Raw genomic sequence first — 19,022 nt, 5'->3', positions numbered from 1 at the left:
AAAAGGAAGGGAGGATTTTTATATGCCTACTATTAACCAGTTAGTGCGTAAACCTCGTAAATCAAAAACAACTAAATCCAAATCACCAGCGCTTAACAAAGGCTATAACAGCTTTAAAAAAGCGCAAACGGATATTAATTCACCGCAAAAACGTGGAGTGTGTACTCGTGTTGGTACAATGACACCGAAAAAGCCTAACTCGGCTTTACGTAAATATGCCCGTGTTCGCTTGAGCAACGGTATCGAAGTGAATGCTTATATTCCTGGTATTGGACATAACCTTCAAGAGCACAGCGTTGTGTTGATTCGTGGAGGAAGAGTAAAAGATTTACCAGGGGTTCGTTATCACATCGTTCGTGGTGCGCTTGATACTGCCGGCGTAGAATCTCGTCGTCAAGGCCGTTCTAAATACGGAATGAAGCGTCCAAAAGAAGCTAAAAAATAAGAATCATTAACTTTATAATTGAAGGAATATATGAAAGGAGGAATTTACATGCCACGTAAAGGTCCTGTAGCGAAAAGAGATGTACTTCCAGATCCAATGTACAACTCTAAATTAGTTACTCGTCTCATCAACAAAATGATGGTTGACGGTAAAAGAGGTAAATCTCAAGCCATTCTTTATGCAGCATTCGATCTTATCCGCGAACGTACGGGTAAAGATCCAATGGAAGTATTTGATCAAGCCATTAAAAACATCATGCCAGTATTAGAGGTTAGAGCACGCCGTGTAGGTGGTGCAAACTACCAAGTACCAGTTGAGGTTCGTCCTGAGCGTCGTACAACTCTTGGTCTTCGCTGGTTAGTGAACTATTCTCGTCTTCGTGGGGAGAAAACAATGGAAGAACGCCTTGCAGGTGAAATCCTTGATGCAGCTAACAACACTGGTGCTTCAGTTAAGAAGCGTGAAGATACTCATAAAATGGCGGAAGCAAACAAAGCATTTGCTCATTACCGCTGGTAAGATTACTTTTAAAATATCTTAACTTAAGGAAGGAGAAAGACATACATGGCAAGAGAGTTCTCCTTAGAAAACACTCGAAATATCGGTATCATGGCGCACATCGATGCCGGTAAAACGACGACTACTGAGCGTATTCTTTACTACACAGGCCGTATCCATAAAATTGGTGAGACTCATGAAGGTGCGTCTCAAATGGACTGGATGGAACAAGAACAAGAACGTGGTATTACAATCACTTCTGCTGCGACAACTGCTCAGTGGAAAGGCCATCGTGTAAACATCATTGACACACCAGGGCACGTAGACTTCACTGTTGAAGTTGAACGTTCCCTTCGTGTTCTTGATGGTGCAGTAACTGTACTTGATGCTCAATCTGGTGTTGAGCCGCAAACAGAAACTGTTTGGCGCCAAGCAACTACGTACGGCGTTCCACGTATCGTGTTTGTTAACAAAATGGATAAGATTGGTGCAGACTTCATTTACTCTGTCGGCACAATCCATGACCGTTTAATGGCAAACGCTCATCCAATTCAACTTCCAATCGGTGCTGAAGATCAATTCCGCGGCATCATTGACTTAATTGAAATGAAAGCTACGTTCTACGGAAATGACCTTGGAACTGAAATCGAAGAAGGGGAAATCCCAGAAGATATGCAAGACCAAGCGGAAGAATACCGTGAGAAACTAATTGAAGCTATTTCAGAATTCGATGAAGAAATCATGGAAAAATATCTTGGCGGCGAAGAAATCACAATCCCAGAAATCAAAGCCGCTATCCGTAAAGGTACAGTTAACGTTGAATTCTTCCCTGTGCTTTGTGGAACAGCGTTCAAAAACAAAGGTGTTCAATTAATGCTAGATGCTGTTATTGATTATCTTCCTGCTCCAACAGATGTACCTAACATTAAAGGTACTTTACCGGACAGCGATGAAGAAGTAACTCGTCCATCATCTGATGACGCACCATTCTCAGCTTTAGCGTTTAAAGTTATGACTGACCCTTACGTTGGTAAGTTGACGTTCTTCCGTGTGTATTCTGGTATTTTACAATCTGGTTCATACGTACAGAACTCTACTAAAGGTAAGCGTGAGCGTGTAGGTCGTATTCTTCAAATGCATGCGAACTCTCGTGAAGAAATCTCTGAAGTCCATGCAGGGGATATCGCTGCTGCAGTTGGTCTAAAAGACACAACTACAGGAGACACTCTTTGTGACGAGAAGAACCTCGTTATTTTAGAGTCTATGGAATTCCCAGAGCCGGTTATCTCTTTGTCAGTTGAGCCGAAATCAAAAGGCGACCAAGACAAAATGACAACTGCTCTACAAAAACTTCAAGAGGAAGACCCAACTTTCCGTGCAGAAACAAATCCTGAAACAGGACAAGTTGTTATCTCCGGTATGGGTGAGCTTCACTTAGATATCATCGTAGACCGTATGCGTCGTGAATTTAAAGTAGAAGCAAACGTGGGTGCTCCACAAGTAGCTTACCGTGAAACTTTCCGTGGTTCTGCTCAAGTAGAAGGGAAGTTTGCCCGCCAATCTGGTGGACGCGGACAATACGGTCACGTATGGATCGAGTTTTCACCTAACGAAGAGGGTGCTGGTTTTGAATTTGAAAACGGCATCGTCGGTGGGGTTGTTCCTCGTGAATATATCCCAGCTGTTCAAGCTGGTCTTCAAGATGCATTGCAAAACGGTGTTATTGCTGGCTATCCATTAATCGACATTAAAGCAAGACTGTTTGACGGTTCTTACCATGATGTTGACTCCAGTGAGATGGCGTTCAAAATTGCAGCATCTATGGCATTGAAAAATGCAGCTTCTAAATGTAATCCGGTTCTTCTTGAGCCAATGATGAAAGTAGAAGTTGTTATTCCTGATGAATACCTTGGAGATATTATGGGTGACATCACTTCCCGTCGTGGACGTGTAGAAGGTATGGAAGCCCGCGGTAACGCTCAAGTAGTAAAAGCATTCGTTCCACTTTCTGAAATGTTTGGTTACGCTACTTCACTACGTTCCAATACACAAGGTCGCGGAACTTATTCTATGCACTTTGACCACTATGAAGAAGTGCCAAAATCAGTTTCCGAAGAAATCATCAAGAAAAATAAAGGTCAATAATTGATTTATGCTTCTTAATGAAGTATAAATACAATGTAAGCTTTGGTATCTTTGAAGTCGGAAACCTTTCCGCCTTCAAAGTCCCTATATAAATTAATTAATTTGACAATTCAAAGGAGGATTTCCTAATGGCTAAGGAAAAATTCGACCGTTCCAAAACACATGCGAATATCGGTACAATTGGTCACGTTGACCATGGTAAAACAACTTTAACAGCAGCAATCACAACTGTTCTTGCTAAAAAAGGCGGCAGTGAAGCACGTGGTTACGACCAAATCGACAACGCTCCAGAAGAGCGCGAGCGCGGTATCACAATCAACACTTCTCACGTTGAATATGAAACTGAAAATCGTCACTATGCACACGTTGACTGCCCAGGACATGCTGACTACGTTAAAAACATGATCACTGGTGCTGCACAAATGGACGGCGGTATCCTAGTAGTATCTGCTGCTGACGGTCCAATGCCACAAACTCGTGAGCACATCCTTCTTTCTCGCCAAGTAGGTGTTCCTTACCTTGTAGTATTCTTAAACAAATGCGACATGGTAGACGACGAAGAGCTTCTTGAGCTTGTAGAAATGGAAGTACGTGACCTTCTTTCTGAGTACGAATTCCCTGGAGATGACGTACCAGTAATCAAAGGTTCTGCTCTTAAAGCACTTGAAGGTGAAGCTGAGTGGGAAGAAAAAATCATCGAGCTTATGGACGCTGTTGATGAGTACATCCCAACTCCAGAACGTGACACTGAAAAACCATTCATGATGCCTGTTGAGGATGTATTCTCAATCACTGGCCGTGGTACAGTTGCAACTGGACGTGTTGAGCGTGGACAAGTTAAAGTCGGTGACGTTATCGAAATCATCGGTTTAACTGAAGAGCCAAAATCTACTACTGTAACTGGTGTAGAAATGTTCCGTAAGCTTCTTGACTATGCTGAAGCTGGTGACAACATCGGTGCCCTTCTTCGTGGTGTAGCACGTGAAGAAATCCAACGTGGACAAGTACTTGCTAAGCCAGGTTCAATCACTCCACACACTAACTTCAAAGCTGAAGTTTACGTTTTATCTAAAGAAGAGGGTGGACGTCATACTCCATTCTTCTCAAACTACCGTCCACAGTTCTACTTCCGTACAACTGATGTAACTGGTATCGTTCAACTTCCTGAAGGCGTAGAAATGGTTATGCCTGGAGACAACGTTGAAATGACAGTAGAACTTATTTCTCCGATCGCGATCGAAGAAGGTACAAAGTTCTCTATCCGTGAAGGCGGCCGTACAGTAGGCGCTGGCGTTGTAGCTTCAATCCAAAAATAATAACTGTTTAAAAAGCAGGCGGCTCTCGCCTGCTTTTTTTATTTAAAAGACTCTGTTTCTTCTATTGATATGCAGCCATAATGTGTGTATAATAGTAAAAGTGTGCTAGAGAAGAAAAATAGCAAATACAGTTGCATACATCAAAAACTTCGTGTATAATTAACAACGTTGGTTTTTGACAGCGATGATGCAGAAGGTTGCTGACACACCCGGCCGCTTTGCCATGGCGAGTGTCGTTAGGATATTTCTGCGGAGAATGTCTATTAGCAAATAGGCGGAAAAGGAGGGAAAATAATGGCAAAAGAAAAAATTCGTATTCGTTTGAAAGCATATGATCACAGAATTTTAGATCAATCAGCAGAAAAGATTGTTGAAACAGCAAAACGTTCTGGTGCTAATGTATCGGGTCCAATCCCTTTACCAACAGAAAAATCTATTTACACAATCTTACGTGCGGTTCATAAGTACAAAGATTCTCGTGAGCAATTCGAGATGCGTACTCATAAACGTTTAATCGATATTGTGAATCCAACACCACAAACTGTTGATTCATTAATGCGTTTAGACTTGCCATCAGGCGTTGATATTGAAATCAAACTTTAATTATTATAAAAAATTATTAATTCAGGAGGTGTGACTCATGACCAAAGGAATCTTAGGAAGAAAAATCGGTATGACTCAAGTATTTGCTGAAAACGGTGAACTAATTCCAGTTACTGTGATTGAAGCAGCGCCTAACGTTGTACTGCAAAAGAAAACGATCGAAAGCGACGGCTATGAAGCTATTCAGTTAGGTTTCGACGACAAGCGCGAAAAGCTTGCGAACAAACCAGCTAAAGGTCACGTTGCAAAAGCTAACACTGCACCTAAGCGCTTCATTCGTGAGTTCCGTAACTTCGGTGAAGAAGTAGAAGTTGGTCAAGAGGTTAAGGTTGATATTTTCGCTGAAGGAGATATCATCGACGTAACAGGAGTATCAAAAGGTAAAGGATTCCAGGGTGCGATTAAGCGCCACGGACAAAGCCGCGGACCTATGTCTCACGGTTCTCGTTACCATCGTCGCCCAGGTTCTATGGGACCAGTTGCTCCAAACCGTGTATTCAAAAATAAATTACTTCCAGGCCGTATGGGTGGCGAACAAATCACTATCCAAAACCTGCAAGTAGTGAAAGTTGATACAGAGCGCAACGTAATCCTAATTAAAGGTAACGTACCTGGACCTAAAAAATCTTTAGTGAAAATCCAAAGCGGATTGAAAGCGAAATAATCGATTTTTTCTAGAAAGGAGGAAACAAGAATGCCGAAAGTTACAGTATTAAACCAAAGCGGAGCTGAAGTTGGTGAAATCGAACTGAACGATTCCGTTTTCGGTATTGAACCTAATCAACATGTTTTATTTGAAGCAGTAATGATGCAACGCGCATCTTTACGTCAAGGAACAAGCAAAGTTAAAAACCGTTCCGAAGTGAGTGGCGGCGGACGCAAACCGTGGCGCCAAAAAGGTACTGGACGTGCTCGTCAAGGATCTATTCGTTCTCCACAATGGCGCGGAGGCGGAACAGTTTTCGGACCAGTTCCACGCAGCTACAGCTACAAATTACCGAAAAAAGTTCGTCGCTTAGCGATCAAATCTGCCCTTTCTTCTAAAGTTAAAGAGCAGAACATTATTGTATTGGAAGCATTAGCTTTTGACGCTCCAAAAACAAAAGAGTTCGCAAGCGTATTGAAAAATCTTTCTGTGAACAGCAAAGCGCTAGTTGTAACAGAAGCGTTAAACGAAAATGTTGCACTATCTGCACGCAATATTCCTGGTGTGACAGTAGTGGATGCAAGCGGCGTTAGTGTATTAGACGTTCTTGGACACGAGAAACTTATTATCACTAAAGCAGCTGTTGAAAAAGTAGAGGAGGTGCTTGCATAATGGATGCTCGCGATATCATTAAGCGCCCCGTTATTACAGAACATTCAACTGAAATCATGGCTGATAAAAAATATACGTTTGAAGTTGATGTAAAAGCTAACAAAACTCAAGTTAAAGATGCGATCGAAGAAATCTTTGGCGTGAAAGTAGCAAAAGTCAACATCTTAAACTACAAAGGTAAGTTCAAGCGTATGGGTCGTTATGCAGGTTATACAAACAAACGCCGTAAAGCGGTTGTTACATTAACTCAAGACAGCAAAGAAATCGAACTATTCGAAGCTTAATTTAACATTATAAGAAGAGGAGGGAAATGACATGGCGATTAAAAAGTATAAACCAACGTCAAACGGCCGTCGTAATATGACGTCATTAGATTTTGCTGAGCTTACAACTGACAAGCCGGAAAAATCATTATTGGCGCCTCTTAAAAAGAAAGGCGGTCGCAACAACCAAGGTAGAACTACAGTTCGTCATCAAGGTGGCGGCCATAAGCGTCAATACCGTATTATCGATTTCAAACGCGATAAAGATGGTATACCTGGACGCGTTGCCACAATCGAGTATGATCCAAACCGTTCAGCAAACATTGCTTTGATCAATTATGTAGACGGTGAAAAACGTTACATCTTAGCACCAAAAAACCTCAAAGTCGGAATGGAAGTTATGTCCGGACCAGAAGCAGATATTAAAACAGGTAACGCTCTTCCTTTAGTTAACATTCCTGTAGGTACAGTTGTTCACAACATCGAGTTGAAGCCTGGTAAAGGCGGACAATTAGTGCGTTCAGCAGGTACATCTGCACAAGTGTTAGGTAAAGAAGGAAAATACGTTCTTGTTCGTTTGAACTCTGGTGAGGTTCGTATGATTCTTGCTACTTGCCGCGCAACTGTTGGCCAAGTGGGCAATGAGCAGCATGAACTTGTTAACATCGGTAAAGCAGGTCGTTCACGCTGGTTAGGCAAGAAGCCAACTGTTCGTGGATCTGTAATGAACCCGAATGACCATCCACACGGTGGTGGTGAAGGACGTTCGCCAATCGGACGTAAATCACCTGTTACACCTTGGGGCAAACCAACTCTTGGTTACAAAACTCGTAAGAAAACAAACAAAAGCGACAAGTTTATCGTTCGTAGTCGTAAAAAATAACGTAATTGCACTACGGTTCCGTTTGCGAACCGTAGACCAATTGCGAAGGGAGGTACCAAAATGGGCCGTAGCTTGAAAAAAGGACCTTTTGTTGATGATCATTTATTCAATAAAATTGAAAAATTAAATGAAACTGAAAAGAAACAAGTTGTAAAAACTTGGTCTCGCCGTTCAACAATCTTCCCAGCTTTTATCGGTCACACAATTGCTGTGTATGATGGCCGTAAGCATGTTCCTGTTTATGTAACAGAAGATATGGTAGGACACAAACTTGGCGAGTTTGCACCAACTCGTACGTATAAAGGTCACGGTAGTGACGATAAAAAGACAAGACGTTAATGAGAGGAGGGTATCCTAATGGAAGCAAAAGCTGTCGTAAGAACAGTTCGTATTGCTCCTCGTAAAGCACGTTTAGTGGTTGATCTGATTCGAGGAAAGCAAGTGGGAGAAGCTGTAGCTATTTTACGTCACACACCAAAAGCTGCATCTCCGGTCGTTGAAAAATTACTTAATTCTGCAATTGCTAACGCAGAGCACAATTATGATATGGACGTTAACAATCTTATTGTGAAACAAGTGTTTGTTGACGAAGGTCCAACTTTAAAACGTTTCCGTCCGCGTGCAATGGGACGCGCAAGCGCAATTAACAAACGTACAAGCCACATCACAATCGTGGTATCAGAAAAGAAGGAGGGATAATTCGTGGGTCAAAAAGTACATCCTAATGGTTTACGTGTCGGTATCATCCGTGACTGGGATTCAAAATGGTACGCGGAGAAAGATTACGCAAGCCTTTTACATGAAGATCTTAAAGTTCGTGAATATATCGAAAGCCGTTTAAAAGATGCTTCTGTATCTCGAATTGAAATTGAACGTGCTGCTAACCGCATCAACATTACTATTCATACAGCGAAGCCTGGTATGGTTATTGGTAAAGGTGGATCTGAGGTTGAAGCACTTCGTAAGTCTTTAAATCAATTAACTGGCAAACGTGTTCATATCAACATCGTTGAAATTAAAAGAGCTGATTTAGATGCTAAACTTGTAGCAGAAAATATCGCTCGTCAATTGGAAAACCGTGTGTCTTTCCGTCGTGCGCAAAAGCAAGCGATCCAACGTACACTCCGTGCTGGGGCAAAAGGGATTAAAACACAGGTTTCTGGACGTCTTGGCGGTGCAGATATCGCTCGTGCTGAACACTACAGTGAAGGAACAGTTCCACTTCATACACTTCGCGCGGACATCGACTATGCGCATGTTGAAGCTGACACTACTTATGGTAAGCTTGGCGTGAAAGTATGGATTTATCGTGGAGAGGTTCTTCCTACGAAGAAGAAGTCTGAGGAAGGAGGAAAATAATCATGTTATTGCCTAAACGTGTGAAATACCGTCGTGTACACCGTGGAAAAATGCGCGGTCAAGCAAAAGGCGGCACAGAAGTAGCATTTGGTGAATACGGTCTACAAGCTCTTGAAGCTTCATGGATCACAAACCGTCAAATCGAAGCTGCCCGTATTGCGATGACTCGTTATATGAAACGTGGCGGTAAAGTATGGATCAAAATTTTCCCACATAAGCCTTACACTGCAAAACCTCTTGAAGTTCGGATGGGTTCCGGTAAAGGTGCTCCAGAAGGATGGGTAGCTGTAGTGAAACCAGGGAAAATCATGTTTGAAATTGCTGGGGTTCCTGAAGAAGTAGCTCGTGAAGCACTTCGTCTTGCAGCACACAAATTACCGGTTAAATGTAAATTTGTAAAACGAGAAGAAATTGGTGGTGAATCAAATGAAGGCTAATGAGATTGTTGAATTAACCACTACCGAAATTGAACAAAAACTTAAGTCTTTAAAAGAAGAGCTTTTTAATCTTCGTTTCCAATTAGCGACTGGTCAACTTGAAAACACTGCTCGCATCCGTGAAGTACGCAAAGCGATCGCTCGTATGAAAACTGTTATTCGTCAAAGAGAGATCGATGTTAACAATCGATAATTGAGAGGAGGTTTGCACAATGAGTGAACGTAATCAACGTAAAGTTTATACTGGACGTGTTGTCTCTGACAAAATGGACAAAACTGTCACTGTTCTTGTAGAAACTTACAAAAAGCACTCTCTTTACGGCAAACGCGTTAAGTACTCTAAAAAATTCAAAGCTCATGATGAGCTGAATGAAGCAAAAACTGGTGATGTTGTTCGCATCATGGAAACTCGCCCGTTATCTGCTACAAAACGCTTCCGTTTAGTTGAAGTTGTAGAAAAAGCAGTTATTATCTAATTCATTATTGTTCGGATAGAAAGTGAATCCGAAGGGAGGTAACATAAATGATCCAACAAGAATCTCGTTTAAAAGTAGCTGACAATTCAGGAGCACGTGAAGTGTTAACGATCAAAGTTCTTGGTGGCTCTGGCCGTAAAACTGCAAATGTCGGAGACATCATCGTCTGCACGGTGAAACAAGCAACACCAGGCGGCGTTGTCAAGAAGGGTGACGTAGTAAAAGCTGTTATCGTACGTACAAAACGTGGAATGCGCCGTAACGACGGATCTTATATCCGTTTCGATGAAAATGCGTGCGTAATCATTAAAGATGACAAGAGCCCTCGTGGAACTCGTATCTTTGGCCCAGTTGCACGTGAATTACGTGACAGCAACTTTATGAAAATTGTTTCTCTTGCTCCGGAAGTAATCTAATATAAAAGCAATTTTATCAACTTGGCCATTCAAGGAGGTGCGATAAAATGAATGTTAAAAAAGGCGATAAAGTAATGGTCATCACGGGCAAAGACAAAGGAAAAACAGGCATCGTGCTTGCAGCATTTCCTAAAAAAGACCGTGTGCTTGTAGAAGGGATTAATATCGTGAAGAAGCATGCGAAACCTTCACAAGTAAATCCGCAAGGCGGAATTATTAGCCAGGAGGCACCTATTCACGCTTCTAACGTCATGCTTTTAGACCCAAAAACAAACGAACCTACTCGCGTAGGATACAAAGTGGTTGACGGTAAAAAAGTGCGTGTAGCAAAAAAATCTGGTGAAACTTTAGATAAATAATAAGTCTGTTAATGAAGGGAGGTACACTATATGAACCGCCTTAAAGCAAAGTTTAATGAAGAAATTACACCTGCTTTAATGAATAAATTTAATTACCAATCAGTAATGCAAGTACCGAAAGTTGAAAAGATCGTAGTTAATATGGGGGTAGGCGACGCTGTTCAAAACGCGAAAGCACTTGACACAGCTGTTGAAGAATTAGCATTGATCACTGGTCAAAAGCCAATGATTACTCGTGCGAAAAATTCGATTGCAGGCTTCCGTCTTCGTGAAGGTATGCCTATCGGAGCGAAAGTTACATTACGTGGTGAGCGTATGTACGAATTCCTCGATAAATTAATCGCTGTATCACTTCCACGTGTGCGTGACTTCCGTGGTGTTTCTAAAAAAGCATTTGACGGACGCGGCAACTACACACTTGGTGTGAAAGAGCAATTGATCTTCCCTGAAATTGATTACGATAAAGTAAGCAAAATCCGCGGTATGGATATCGTAATTGTAACAACTGCGAACACTGATGAAGAAGCTCGCGAATTGTTAACTCAACTTGGAATGCCGTTCCAAAAGTAATCTCTATAAAAAGGGAGGCGAAAATGTGGCTAAAAAATCAATGATTGCGAAGCAAAAGCGCACACCTAAATTTAAGGTGCAAGAGTATACACGCTGCGAACGTTGTGGGCGTCCACACTCTGTATACCGCAAATTTAAGCTTTGCCGTATTTGTTTCCGTGAACTTGCATATAAAGGACAAATTCCTGGTGTTAAAAAAGCTAGCTGGTAATACCCCGAATTGGGAAGGAGGTAAATAGAATGGTTATGACAGATCCTATTGCAGATTTGTTGACTCGCATTCGTAATGCGAATATGGTGCGTCACGAGAAGTTAGAAGTTCCTGCTTCTAATATCAAGAAGGAAATCGCTGAAATCTTAAAGCGTGAAGGTTTCGTACGCGATGTAGAATTCATCGAAGACAACAAGCAAGGCGTAATTCGTATTTTCTTAAAATACGGTGCGAACAACGAACGCGTTATCACTGGCTTAAAACGTATCAGCAAACCTGGTTTGCGCGTATACGCAAAAGCTGATGAAATGCCAAAAGTACTTAACGGCTTAGGTATTGCTCTTGTGTCAACATCTAATGGCGTATTAACAGATAAAGAAGCCCGTGCTAAGCAAGTGGGCGGCGAAGTATTAGCATACGTTTGGTAATATTCTTGTAATGAATGGAGGTGCAACATAATGTCTCGTGTAGGAAAAAAACCTATTGAGCTTCCAGAAGGCGTAACAGTAACAAACGATAACAACACAGTTACTGTAAAAGGACCAAAAGGTGAGCTTGTTAGAACATTTAACAAAGATATGAAAATTGAGATCGAAGGCAATATCGTTACAGTCGTTCGTCCTTCTGAATCTAAAGAACACCGCACTATCCATGGTACGACTCGTGCGCTTTTATCTAACATGGTAGAAGGTGTATCTAAAGGTTTCGAGAAATCTCTTGAGTTAATCGGGGTTGGATACCGTGCTCAAAAACAAGGAAACAAACTTGTTCTGAACGTGGGTTACTCTCATCCGGTTGAAATGGAGCCAGAAAAAGGCGTAGAAGTTGAAGTTCCTTCTAACACAAAAGTAATCGTTAGAGGTATCAGCAAAGAACGCGTTGGTGCTTTCGCTGCGAATGTTCGTGCAACACGTCCACCAGAGCCATATAAAGGCAAAGGGATTCGTTATGAAGGCGAACACGTACGTCGTAAAGAAGGTAAGACAGGTAAGTAATGTCGCTTAAGTAAACGAAAGGAGTGACCACAATGATTACGAAGCAAGATAAGAATAAAACGCGTAAAAAGAGACATGTCCGTGTGCGTTCAAAAATCAGCGGCACTGCGTCTCGTCCACGCTTAAATATCTTCCGTTCTAATCAGCACTTGTACGCACAAGTAATTGATGATATGAACGGTGTAACAATTGCCAGTGCTTCTACAATTGAAAAAGACTTCGGTTTAGAAAAAACAGGCAATACTGAAGCAGCTGCCAAAGTTGGCGAATTAGTTGCTAAAAGAGCGAGCGAAAAAGGCATCACATCCGTAGTATTTGACCGCGGAGGTTACTTATACCACGGCCGTGTAAAAGCTTTAGCAGATGCAGCTCGCGAAAACGGACTAGAATTCTAATAAAGAAGGAGGGACAAATTAATGCGTCGCATTGATCCAAATAAACTTGAACTTGAAGAACGTGTAGTTACGGTCAATCGTGTAGCAAAAGTAGTAAAGGGCGGACGTCGTTTCCGTTTTACTGCGCTAGTGGTTGTTGGTGACAAGAACGGACACGTAGGCTTTGGAACGGGTAAAGCTCAAGAAGTACCTGATGCTATCCGCAAAGCGATTGAAGATGCAAAGAAAAACCTAATTACTATTCCGATCGTTGGAACAACTATTCCACATGAAGTAATTGGCCGTTTTGGCGGTGGCGAAATCCTCTTGAAGCCTGCTTCTGAAGGTACTGGGGTTATCGCTGGTGGACCAGTTCGTGCGGTGCTTGAACTTGGCGGAGTAGAAAACATTCTTTCTAAATCACATGGTTCAAACACACCAATCAACATGGTACGCGCTACTCTTGAAGGAATTAAACAATTGAAGCGTGCAGAGGACGTTGCTAAATTACGCGGAAAATCAGTAGAAGAACTGTTAGGATAAGGAGGGATTTACAATGGCTGAAAAATTAACAATTACCCTCACTCGCAGCTTGATCGGTCGTCCGAAAGATCAACGTGAAACAGTTAACGCTCTTGGTCTTCGCAAAATGCATCAAACAGTGGAACACCAAGATAACGCAGCAATTAGAGGTATGATTAAAAAAGTATCTCACTTAGTAACTGTCAACGAACAATAATTTTAATTTAGAGAATAAGGAGGTGCACGAACATGAAACTTCATGAATTAAAACCTGCTGAAGGTTCTCGTAAATCTCGCAATCGTGTTGGACGCGGTCCAGGTTCTGGTAATGGCAAAACTGCCGGTAAAGGACATAAAGGACAAAAAGCTCGTTCCGGCGGCGGTGTACGTCTAGGATTTGAAGGGGGACAAACTCCTTTATTCCGTCGCTTGCCGAAACGTGGTTTTACTAACATCAACAGAAAAGAATATGCGATCGTTAACCTTGATGCATTAAATCGCTTTGATGAAGGCACAGAAGTCACACCAGAACTTCTTATTGAAACTGGTGTTGTCAGCAGCGAAAAAGCAGGAATCAAAATTCTTGCTAAAGGCAAAGTTGAGAAAAAATTGACTGTAAAAGCTCATAAATTCTCTTCTGCTGCTCAAGAAGCCATTGAAGCTGCCGGCGGTAAGACTGAGGTGATTTAATGTTTCGCACAATCTCCAATTTTATGCGCGTGGGTGATATAAGAAGAAAAATTATATTCACCCTCCTTATGTTAATCGTTTTCCGTATCGGCACATTTATTCCTGTTCCGTTTGTGAATGCAGATGTGCTGAAGATGCAGGAGCAGGCAGGATTAATTGGTTTCCTTAATACTTTTGGAGGGGGAGCACTAAAAAACTTCTCCATTCTTGCTATGGGAATTATGCCTTATATCACTGCTTCCATCATCGTTCAGCTTTTGCAGATGGATGTGATTCCTAAGTTTACAGAGTGGTCAAAGCAAGGAGAGGTTGGCCGACGCAAGCTCGCACAATTCACAAGATATTTTACAATAGTACTTGGTTTTATCCAGGCACTCGGAATGTCTTATGGCTTTAACCGTCTGTATGGCGGTATGCTAGTTGAGAGTAATAGCGTAGCCGCTTATCTCCTTATTGCACTCGTGTTAACCGCGGGTACAGCTTTTCTTATGTGGCTTGGTGAATTAATCACTTCTAAAGGTGTCGGTAACGGAATATCGGTTATCATCTTTGCTGGGATTGTTGCAGCACTACCAAATGTAGCAAACCAAATTTACGCACAGCAAATTGAAGGAGCGGGCGAGCAGCTCTTCCTGCGAATTGTGGTGCTATTACTGATTGTTTTGGCTGTGCTGGCGATTGTTGTCGGTGTTATCTTCTTTCAGCAGGCATTGCGTAAAATTCCAATTCAATATGCCAAGCGTGTAACAGGAGAGGGCGGAATCGGTGCACGTGGTGCTCAATCAACACATTTACCTTTAAAAGTAAATGCTGCTGGAGTTATTCCTGTTATTTTTGCAGTAGCCTTTTTGGTTACACCGCAAACCCTATCGTCCTTCTTTGGTTCGAATGATGTAACAACGACAATTCAAAACATCTTTGACTATCATAAGCCGATCGGTATGACTATTTATATAGCATTGATTGTGGCATTTACGTATTTCTATGCGTTTATTCAAGTCAATCCGGAGCAATTAGCCGATAATTTGAAGAAACAAGGTGGATACATTCCAGGCATTCGCCCTGGAAAAAACACGCAGGATTATCTAACAAGCGTTTTATATCGCTTAACATTTGTTGGAGCAATATTCCTGTCTGTCATCTCCATTCTTCCTGTATTCTTTATTAAATTTGCAGGTCTTCCACCAGCTGCCCAAATTGGCGGTACGAGCTTGCTAATCGTCGTTGGGGTTGCATTGGAAACAATGAAGCAATTGGAAGCCCAGCTTGTCAAACGCCATTACAAAGGCTTTATAAAATAAAAGGCAAGTTGTTGCATGTCTCGAATCAGACTGAGGGGGGTATACAAATGAATCTAGTATTAATGGGGCTGCCAGGTGCCGGAAAAGGCACGCAGGCCGAACGAATTGTTGAAAAATATGGCATTCCGCATATTTCTACGGGCGACATGTTCCGTGCAGCTATGAAAGAAGGAACGGAACTTGGATTGAAAGCTAAATCCTTTATGGATGCAGGCGCTCTTGTCCCTGATGAAGTGACGATCGGAATTGTTCGCGAAAGATTGAGCAAATTAGATTGTCAAGACGGCTTTCTTCTCGATGGATTTCCAAGAACAGTTGCCCAGGCTGAAGCGCTTGAAGGCATTTTAGAAGCTCTTGGAAAGAAGATCGATTATGTTATCAATGTTGAGGTTGATAAAGATATTCTTATGGCACGTTTAACAGGTCGCCGTATTTGTAAAAGCTGCGGAGCTACTTACCATCTCGTATTTAATCCGCCGGCTGCTGAAGGCAAATGTGACCGTTGCGGCGGGGAACTTTATCAACGTGCAGATGATAATGAAGAAACTGTTCAAAATCGTCTAGATGTCAATTTAAAGCAAACCGAACCATTACTAGATTTCTATCGGCAAAAAGGTTATTTGAAAGATATTAATGGCCAGCAGGAAATCGGCAAGGTCTTTGAAGACATTGATCAACTTCTGAAAGGCTTAAATGAATGATCATTTGCAAAACCCCTCGAGAGATAGAGATTATGAAAGAAGCAGGACGGATTGTGGCCTTAACACACAAGGAGCTGCAGAGGTTTATCTCTCCTGGTGTAAGCACGAAACAGTTAGATGAAATTGCGGAGAAATTTATTAGACAGCATAATGCAATTCCTTCTTTTAAAGGGTATAATGGTTTTCGTGGCAGCATTTGTACATCTGTTAACGAAGAGCTGGTTCACGGCATTCCTGGAGACCGAGTTTTAAAAGAGGGCGATATCATTAGTCTGGATATTGGCGCTAATTATAGGGGATATCATGGCGATTCTGCGTGGACTTACCCTGTTGGCACCGTTTCTTCTGAAGTCCAGAAGCTGTTGAAAGTGACTGAGGACTCGCTTTTTGTTGGTTTAGAGGAAGCGAAGCCGGGTGAACGTCTTTCAAACATCTCCCATGCGATTCAAACATATGTAGAATCTTACGGCTTTTCAATAGTGCGCGAGTATGTAGGACACGGGATTGGTCAAGACTTGCATGAGGATCCACAAATTCCTCATTACGGTCCGCCTGGCAAAGGTCCAAAGCTCAAACCTGGAATGGTGCTTGCAATCGAGCCGATGGTGAATGCTGGAAGCCGCTATGTAAAAACACTTGGTGATAACTGGACAGTTGTGACCCAAGACGGGAAAATGTGTGCTCACTTTGAACATACAGTTGCAATTACCGAAACAGGTTTTGAGATTTTAACTAAAGCCTAACACATATGTGCTGCTCCAGAAGTTGGTTCAAGTAGAGTCTAATAACCAGGGCCGCCTGATTTGCAGCGGGTTCTGTATGAAAAGAGAAGGGAGAGTAAAGAATGGCGAAAGACGATGTAATTGAAATTGAAGGTACTGTAGTTGAAACTTTGCCTAACGCTATGTTTAAGGTAGAATTAGAAAATGGTCATACAGTTCTTGCCCATGTATCTGGAAAGATCCGTATGCACTTTATTCGTATTCTGCCTGGAGATAAGGTAACAGTTGAACTTTCTCCTTACGATTTAACTCGCGGCCGTATTACTTACCGCTATAAATAACTTATGCACTCCGGACTATAAGGAGGTTGGAAAAATGAAAGTGAGACCATCAGTTAAGCCAATCTGTGAGAAATGTAAAGTCATTCGCAGACGCGGCAAAGTAATGGTTATTTGTGAAAACCCTAAACATAAACAAAAACAAGGTTAATTTGAATAGGAGGTGCACATTCATATGGCACGTGTAGCAGGTGTTGATATTCCACGCGACAAGCGTGTAGTTATCTCATTAACTTACATCTACGGTATTGGCAGATCAACTGCCCAAAAAATCCTAGCGGAAGCTGGTGTTTCTGAAGACACTCGTGTACGTGATTTAACAGAAGACGAATTAAATAAAATTCGTGAGATCATTGACAGCTTAAAAGTTGAGGGTGACCTTCGTCGTGAAGTATCTCTTAACATTAAACGTTTAATGGAGATCGGTTCTTACCGTGGTATCCGTCACCGTCGTGGTTTACCAGTTCGTGGACAAAATACGAAGAACAATGCTCGTACTCGTAAAGGTCCTCGTAAAACTGTAGCTAACAAGAAAAAATAATTGGTAAAGGAGGTCAATGTTAAACATGGCTCGTAAACAACAATCTCGTAAGCGTCGTGTGAAAAAGAATATTGAATTAGGTATTGCACACATTCGCTCAACATTTAACAATACAATCGTAACAATTACAGACGTTCATGGTAATGCTCTCGCTTGGTCTAGTGCAGGTGCCCTTGGATTTAGAGGCTCCCGTAAATCTACTCCATTCGCGGCTCAAATGGCTGCTGAAACAGCTGCGAAAGCATCTATGGAACATGGCATGAAATCTCTTGAAGTAACAGTTAAAGGTCCTGGTTCTGGCCGTGAAGCTGCTATCCGTGCTTTACAAGCTGCAGGTCTTGAAGTAACTGCTATCAAAGACGTTACTCCTGTTCCTCACAACGGATGCCGCCCTCCAAAACGTCGCCGTGTTTAATTTTCCTGTATAATAATTATATCTTTGGCAATAATGGGATATAATTGAATGTTGCGCTCGTTACAGGACTACTAAACCAGTTGTGGTGCACAGTCGGGAACGTAAACATGGGGAAATTTCGGTTGGACCATCCAAGCCGGAGTTTCGACGTAATGAAGGAGGTATAATTGAATGATCGAAATTGAAAAGCCAAAAATTGAAACGGTCGAGATCAGCGATGATGCCACTCATGGAAAATTCGTCGTAGAACCACTTGAGCGTGGGTATGGTACAACTTTGGGTAACTCCTTGCGTCGTATACTATTATCTTCACTTCCAGGTGCTGCGGTTACTTCTATTCAAATTGATGGAGTACTGCATGAGTTCTCAACGATTGAAGGTGTCGTGGAAGATGTAACATCTATTATCTTAAACATTAAGAAACTGGCGCTCAAAATCTACTCAGATGAAGAGAAAACGCTAGAAATAGATGTACAAGGAAGCGGCGTGGTGACAGCTGCTGATATTACGCATGACAGTGATGTGGAGATTTTAAATCCTGATTTGCATATTGCTACTTTAGGAGAGAATGCTCATTTCCGCATGCGTCTTACTGCACAGCGTGGAAGAGGCTATAATCCAGCTGATCAAAATAAAAAGGAAGATCATCCAATTGGTGTCATTCCAGTTGACTCCATCTACACTCCGGTTGCCCGTGTAAACTATCAAGTGGAAAGCACACGCGTGGGGCAGTTGACAAATTATGATAAACTCTCATTGGATGTGTGGACTGATGGCAGTATCGGCCCGAAAGAAGCTATTTCTTTAGGTGCCAAAATTTTAAGTGAACATTTAAATATCTTCGTAGGCTTAACAGATGAAGCTCAAAATGCTGAAATTATGGTAGAAAAAGAAGAAGACCAAAAAGAAAAAGTTCTAGAAATGACAATTGAAGAACTTGATCTCTCCGTCCGTTCTTACAACTGCTTAAAGCGTGCTGGCATCAATACGGTGCAAGAGCTTGCTAATAAGAGTGAAGAAGATATGATGAAGGTCCGAAATCTTGGCCGTAAATCACTTGAAGAAGTGAAAGCAAAGCTGGATGAGCTCGGATTAGGCTTAAGAAAAGAAGATTAAAAATCGAA

The 19,022-nt window shown here is 41.9% G+C and carries 33 protein-coding genes; all 33 read left to right on the top strand.

What is annotated here, in order from left to right; all coding sequences use genetic code 11:
- Nucleotides 1–22 precede the first annotated feature (22 nt).
- Complete coding sequence (gene rpsL / locus A8F95_RS07205) at nucleotides 23–445, top strand: 30S ribosomal protein S12 (RefSeq protein WP_049659348.1); 423 nt, start codon at nucleotides 23–25, stop codon at nucleotides 443–445.
- Between the two features lie 48 nt (nucleotides 446–493).
- Entirely contained in the window at nucleotides 494–964 is a 471-nt protein-coding gene (gene rpsG, locus A8F95_RS07200; RefSeq protein ID WP_049659349.1) for a 30S ribosomal protein S7, read from the top strand.
- A gap of 45 nt (nucleotides 965–1,009) precedes the next feature.
- Nucleotides 1,010–3,088, top strand: coding sequence for an elongation factor G (fusA, locus tag A8F95_RS07195; protein ID WP_049659351.1), 2,079 nt, complete (start codon nucleotides 1,010–1,012; stop codon nucleotides 3,086–3,088).
- 128 nt (nucleotides 3,089–3,216) lie between these two features.
- On the top strand, nucleotides 3,217–4,404 hold the full coding sequence (gene tuf / locus A8F95_RS07190) for an elongation factor Tu (protein ID WP_049659352.1): 1,188 nt from the start codon (nucleotides 3,217–3,219) through the stop codon (nucleotides 4,402–4,404).
- A 294-nt stretch (nucleotides 4,405–4,698) separates the two neighbouring features.
- Entirely contained in the window at nucleotides 4,699–5,007 is a 309-nt protein-coding gene (gene rpsJ / locus A8F95_RS07185) for a 30S ribosomal protein S10 (protein ID WP_065409920.1), read from the top strand.
- A 37-nt stretch (nucleotides 5,008–5,044) separates the two neighbouring features.
- A complete protein-coding gene (gene rplC, locus A8F95_RS07180) occupies nucleotides 5,045–5,671 on the top strand; it encodes a 50S ribosomal protein L3 (protein WP_065409919.1) in 627 nt (208 codons plus the stop codon).
- 30 nt (nucleotides 5,672–5,701) lie between these two features.
- Complete coding sequence (rplD, locus tag A8F95_RS07175) at nucleotides 5,702–6,325, top strand: 50S ribosomal protein L4 (RefSeq protein WP_049659357.1); 624 nt, start codon at nucleotides 5,702–5,704, stop codon at nucleotides 6,323–6,325.
- Complete coding sequence (rplW, locus tag A8F95_RS07170; protein WP_065409918.1) at nucleotides 6,325–6,609, top strand: 50S ribosomal protein L23; 285 nt, start codon at nucleotides 6,325–6,327, stop codon at nucleotides 6,607–6,609. The genes rplD and rplW overlap by 1 nt, the downstream gene beginning before the upstream one ends.
- 31 nt (nucleotides 6,610–6,640) lie before the next feature.
- On the top strand, nucleotides 6,641–7,471 hold the full coding sequence (gene rplB / locus A8F95_RS07165; RefSeq protein ID WP_049659360.1) for a 50S ribosomal protein L2: 831 nt from the start codon (nucleotides 6,641–6,643) through the stop codon (nucleotides 7,469–7,471).
- Between the two features lie 60 nt (nucleotides 7,472–7,531).
- Entirely contained in the window at nucleotides 7,532–7,810 is a 279-nt protein-coding gene (gene rpsS, locus A8F95_RS07160) for a 30S ribosomal protein S19 (RefSeq protein ID WP_065409917.1), read from the top strand.
- 18 nt (nucleotides 7,811–7,828) lie between these two features.
- Nucleotides 7,829–8,170 carry a 50S ribosomal protein L22 gene (gene rplV / locus A8F95_RS07155; protein WP_065409916.1) on the top strand — a complete coding sequence of 114 codons (342 nt, stop codon included), beginning with the start codon at nucleotides 7,829–7,831 and terminating at the stop codon, nucleotides 8,168–8,170.
- Between the two features lie 3 nt (nucleotides 8,171–8,173).
- Nucleotides 8,174–8,830: a 30S ribosomal protein S3 gene (gene rpsC, locus A8F95_RS07150; protein ID WP_065409915.1), complete on the top strand. Its 657-nt coding sequence runs from the start codon at nucleotides 8,174–8,176 to the stop codon at nucleotides 8,828–8,830.
- Between the two features lie 2 nt (nucleotides 8,831–8,832).
- The gene (gene rplP, locus A8F95_RS07145; protein ID WP_049659367.1) at nucleotides 8,833–9,267 is read left to right on the top strand and encodes a 50S ribosomal protein L16; all 435 of its coding nucleotides are present in this window, start codon (nucleotides 8,833–8,835) and stop codon (nucleotides 9,265–9,267) included.
- Nucleotides 9,257–9,460: a 50S ribosomal protein L29 gene (rpmC, locus tag A8F95_RS07140; RefSeq protein ID WP_049659369.1), complete on the top strand. Its 204-nt coding sequence runs from the start codon at nucleotides 9,257–9,259 to the stop codon at nucleotides 9,458–9,460. Before rplP ends, rpmC begins: the two co-directional genes overlap by 11 nt.
- 19 nt (nucleotides 9,461–9,479) lie before the next feature.
- Nucleotides 9,480–9,743, top strand: coding sequence for a 30S ribosomal protein S17 (rpsQ, locus tag A8F95_RS07135; RefSeq protein WP_049659371.1), 264 nt, complete (start codon nucleotides 9,480–9,482; stop codon nucleotides 9,741–9,743).
- Nucleotides 9,744–9,790: 47 nt separating this feature from the next.
- Nucleotides 9,791–10,159 carry a 50S ribosomal protein L14 gene (rplN, locus tag A8F95_RS07130; RefSeq protein WP_041101762.1) on the top strand — a complete coding sequence of 123 codons (369 nt, stop codon included), beginning with the start codon at nucleotides 9,791–9,793 and terminating at the stop codon, nucleotides 10,157–10,159.
- Between the two features lie 47 nt (nucleotides 10,160–10,206).
- Nucleotides 10,207–10,518 (top strand): 50S ribosomal protein L24, encoded by a 312-nt coding sequence (gene rplX / locus A8F95_RS07125; RefSeq protein ID WP_065409914.1) that lies wholly within the window; start codon nucleotides 10,207–10,209, stop codon nucleotides 10,516–10,518.
- A 30-nt stretch (nucleotides 10,519–10,548) separates the two neighbouring features.
- Complete coding sequence (gene rplE, locus A8F95_RS07120) at nucleotides 10,549–11,088, top strand: 50S ribosomal protein L5 (protein WP_065409913.1); 540 nt, start codon at nucleotides 10,549–10,551, stop codon at nucleotides 11,086–11,088.
- 25 nt (nucleotides 11,089–11,113) lie between these two features.
- Complete coding sequence (gene rpsN / locus A8F95_RS07115; RefSeq protein WP_001085700.1) at nucleotides 11,114–11,299, top strand: 30S ribosomal protein S14; 186 nt, start codon at nucleotides 11,114–11,116, stop codon at nucleotides 11,297–11,299.
- Between the two features lie 29 nt (nucleotides 11,300–11,328).
- Complete coding sequence (rpsH, locus tag A8F95_RS07110) at nucleotides 11,329–11,727, top strand: 30S ribosomal protein S8 (protein WP_049659376.1); 399 nt, start codon at nucleotides 11,329–11,331, stop codon at nucleotides 11,725–11,727.
- Nucleotides 11,728–11,757: 30 nt separating this feature from the next.
- A complete protein-coding gene (gene rplF, locus A8F95_RS07105; RefSeq protein ID WP_065409912.1) occupies nucleotides 11,758–12,294 on the top strand; it encodes a 50S ribosomal protein L6 in 537 nt (178 codons plus the stop codon).
- Between the two features lie 32 nt (nucleotides 12,295–12,326).
- Entirely contained in the window at nucleotides 12,327–12,689 is a 363-nt protein-coding gene (gene rplR, locus A8F95_RS07100) for a 50S ribosomal protein L18 (RefSeq protein WP_065409911.1), read from the top strand.
- A gap of 21 nt (nucleotides 12,690–12,710) precedes the next feature.
- Nucleotides 12,711–13,211 carry a 30S ribosomal protein S5 gene (rpsE, locus tag A8F95_RS07095; RefSeq protein ID WP_065409910.1) on the top strand — a complete coding sequence of 167 codons (501 nt, stop codon included), beginning with the start codon at nucleotides 12,711–12,713 and terminating at the stop codon, nucleotides 13,209–13,211.
- A 13-nt stretch (nucleotides 13,212–13,224) separates the two neighbouring features.
- Nucleotides 13,225–13,407, top strand: coding sequence for a 50S ribosomal protein L30 (gene rpmD, locus A8F95_RS07090; RefSeq protein WP_049659381.1), 183 nt, complete (start codon nucleotides 13,225–13,227; stop codon nucleotides 13,405–13,407).
- A gap of 32 nt (nucleotides 13,408–13,439) precedes the next feature.
- Entirely contained in the window at nucleotides 13,440–13,880 is a 441-nt protein-coding gene (gene rplO, locus A8F95_RS07085) for a 50S ribosomal protein L15 (protein WP_065409909.1), read from the top strand.
- Nucleotides 13,880–15,181 (top strand): preprotein translocase subunit SecY, encoded by a 1,302-nt coding sequence (gene secY, locus A8F95_RS07080; protein WP_049659384.1) that lies wholly within the window; start codon nucleotides 13,880–13,882, stop codon nucleotides 15,179–15,181. Before rplO ends, secY begins: the two co-directional genes overlap by 1 nt.
- A gap of 47 nt (nucleotides 15,182–15,228) precedes the next feature.
- Nucleotides 15,229–15,882 carry an adenylate kinase gene (locus A8F95_RS07075; protein WP_049659387.1) on the top strand — a complete coding sequence of 218 codons (654 nt, stop codon included), beginning with the start codon at nucleotides 15,229–15,231 and terminating at the stop codon, nucleotides 15,880–15,882.
- Nucleotides 15,879–16,625 carry a type I methionyl aminopeptidase gene (gene map, locus A8F95_RS07070; protein ID WP_049659388.1) on the top strand — a complete coding sequence of 249 codons (747 nt, stop codon included), beginning with the start codon at nucleotides 15,879–15,881 and terminating at the stop codon, nucleotides 16,623–16,625. Before A8F95_RS07075 ends, map begins: the two co-directional genes overlap by 4 nt.
- Nucleotides 16,626–16,726: 101 nt before the next feature.
- On the top strand, nucleotides 16,727–16,945 hold the full coding sequence (gene infA / locus A8F95_RS07065; protein WP_049659390.1) for a translation initiation factor IF-1: 219 nt from the start codon (nucleotides 16,727–16,729) through the stop codon (nucleotides 16,943–16,945).
- A 34-nt stretch (nucleotides 16,946–16,979) separates the two neighbouring features.
- Complete coding sequence (rpmJ, locus tag A8F95_RS07060) at nucleotides 16,980–17,093, top strand: 50S ribosomal protein L36 (protein ID WP_000868344.1); 114 nt, start codon at nucleotides 16,980–16,982, stop codon at nucleotides 17,091–17,093.
- A 24-nt stretch (nucleotides 17,094–17,117) separates the two neighbouring features.
- A complete protein-coding gene (gene rpsM, locus A8F95_RS07055) occupies nucleotides 17,118–17,483 on the top strand; it encodes a 30S ribosomal protein S13 (protein ID WP_065409908.1) in 366 nt (121 codons plus the stop codon).
- Between the two features lie 25 nt (nucleotides 17,484–17,508).
- Entirely contained in the window at nucleotides 17,509–17,898 is a 390-nt protein-coding gene (gene rpsK, locus A8F95_RS07050; RefSeq protein WP_041101845.1) for a 30S ribosomal protein S11, read from the top strand.
- Nucleotides 17,899–18,069: 171 nt separating this feature from the next.
- Nucleotides 18,070–19,014 (top strand): DNA-directed RNA polymerase subunit alpha, encoded by a 945-nt coding sequence (locus tag A8F95_RS07045; protein WP_049659393.1) that lies wholly within the window; start codon nucleotides 18,070–18,072, stop codon nucleotides 19,012–19,014.
- Nucleotides 19,015–19,022: the final 8 nt, after the last annotated feature.

Source organism: Pseudobacillus wudalianchiensis, from assembly GCF_001685015.1.
Lineage (GTDB): Bacteria > Bacillota > Bacilli > Bacillales > Domibacillaceae > Pseudobacillus > Pseudobacillus wudalianchiensis.
Note: the sequence above shows the minus strand (reverse complement) of the source record. Positions and strands in the feature narration are given on the sequence as shown.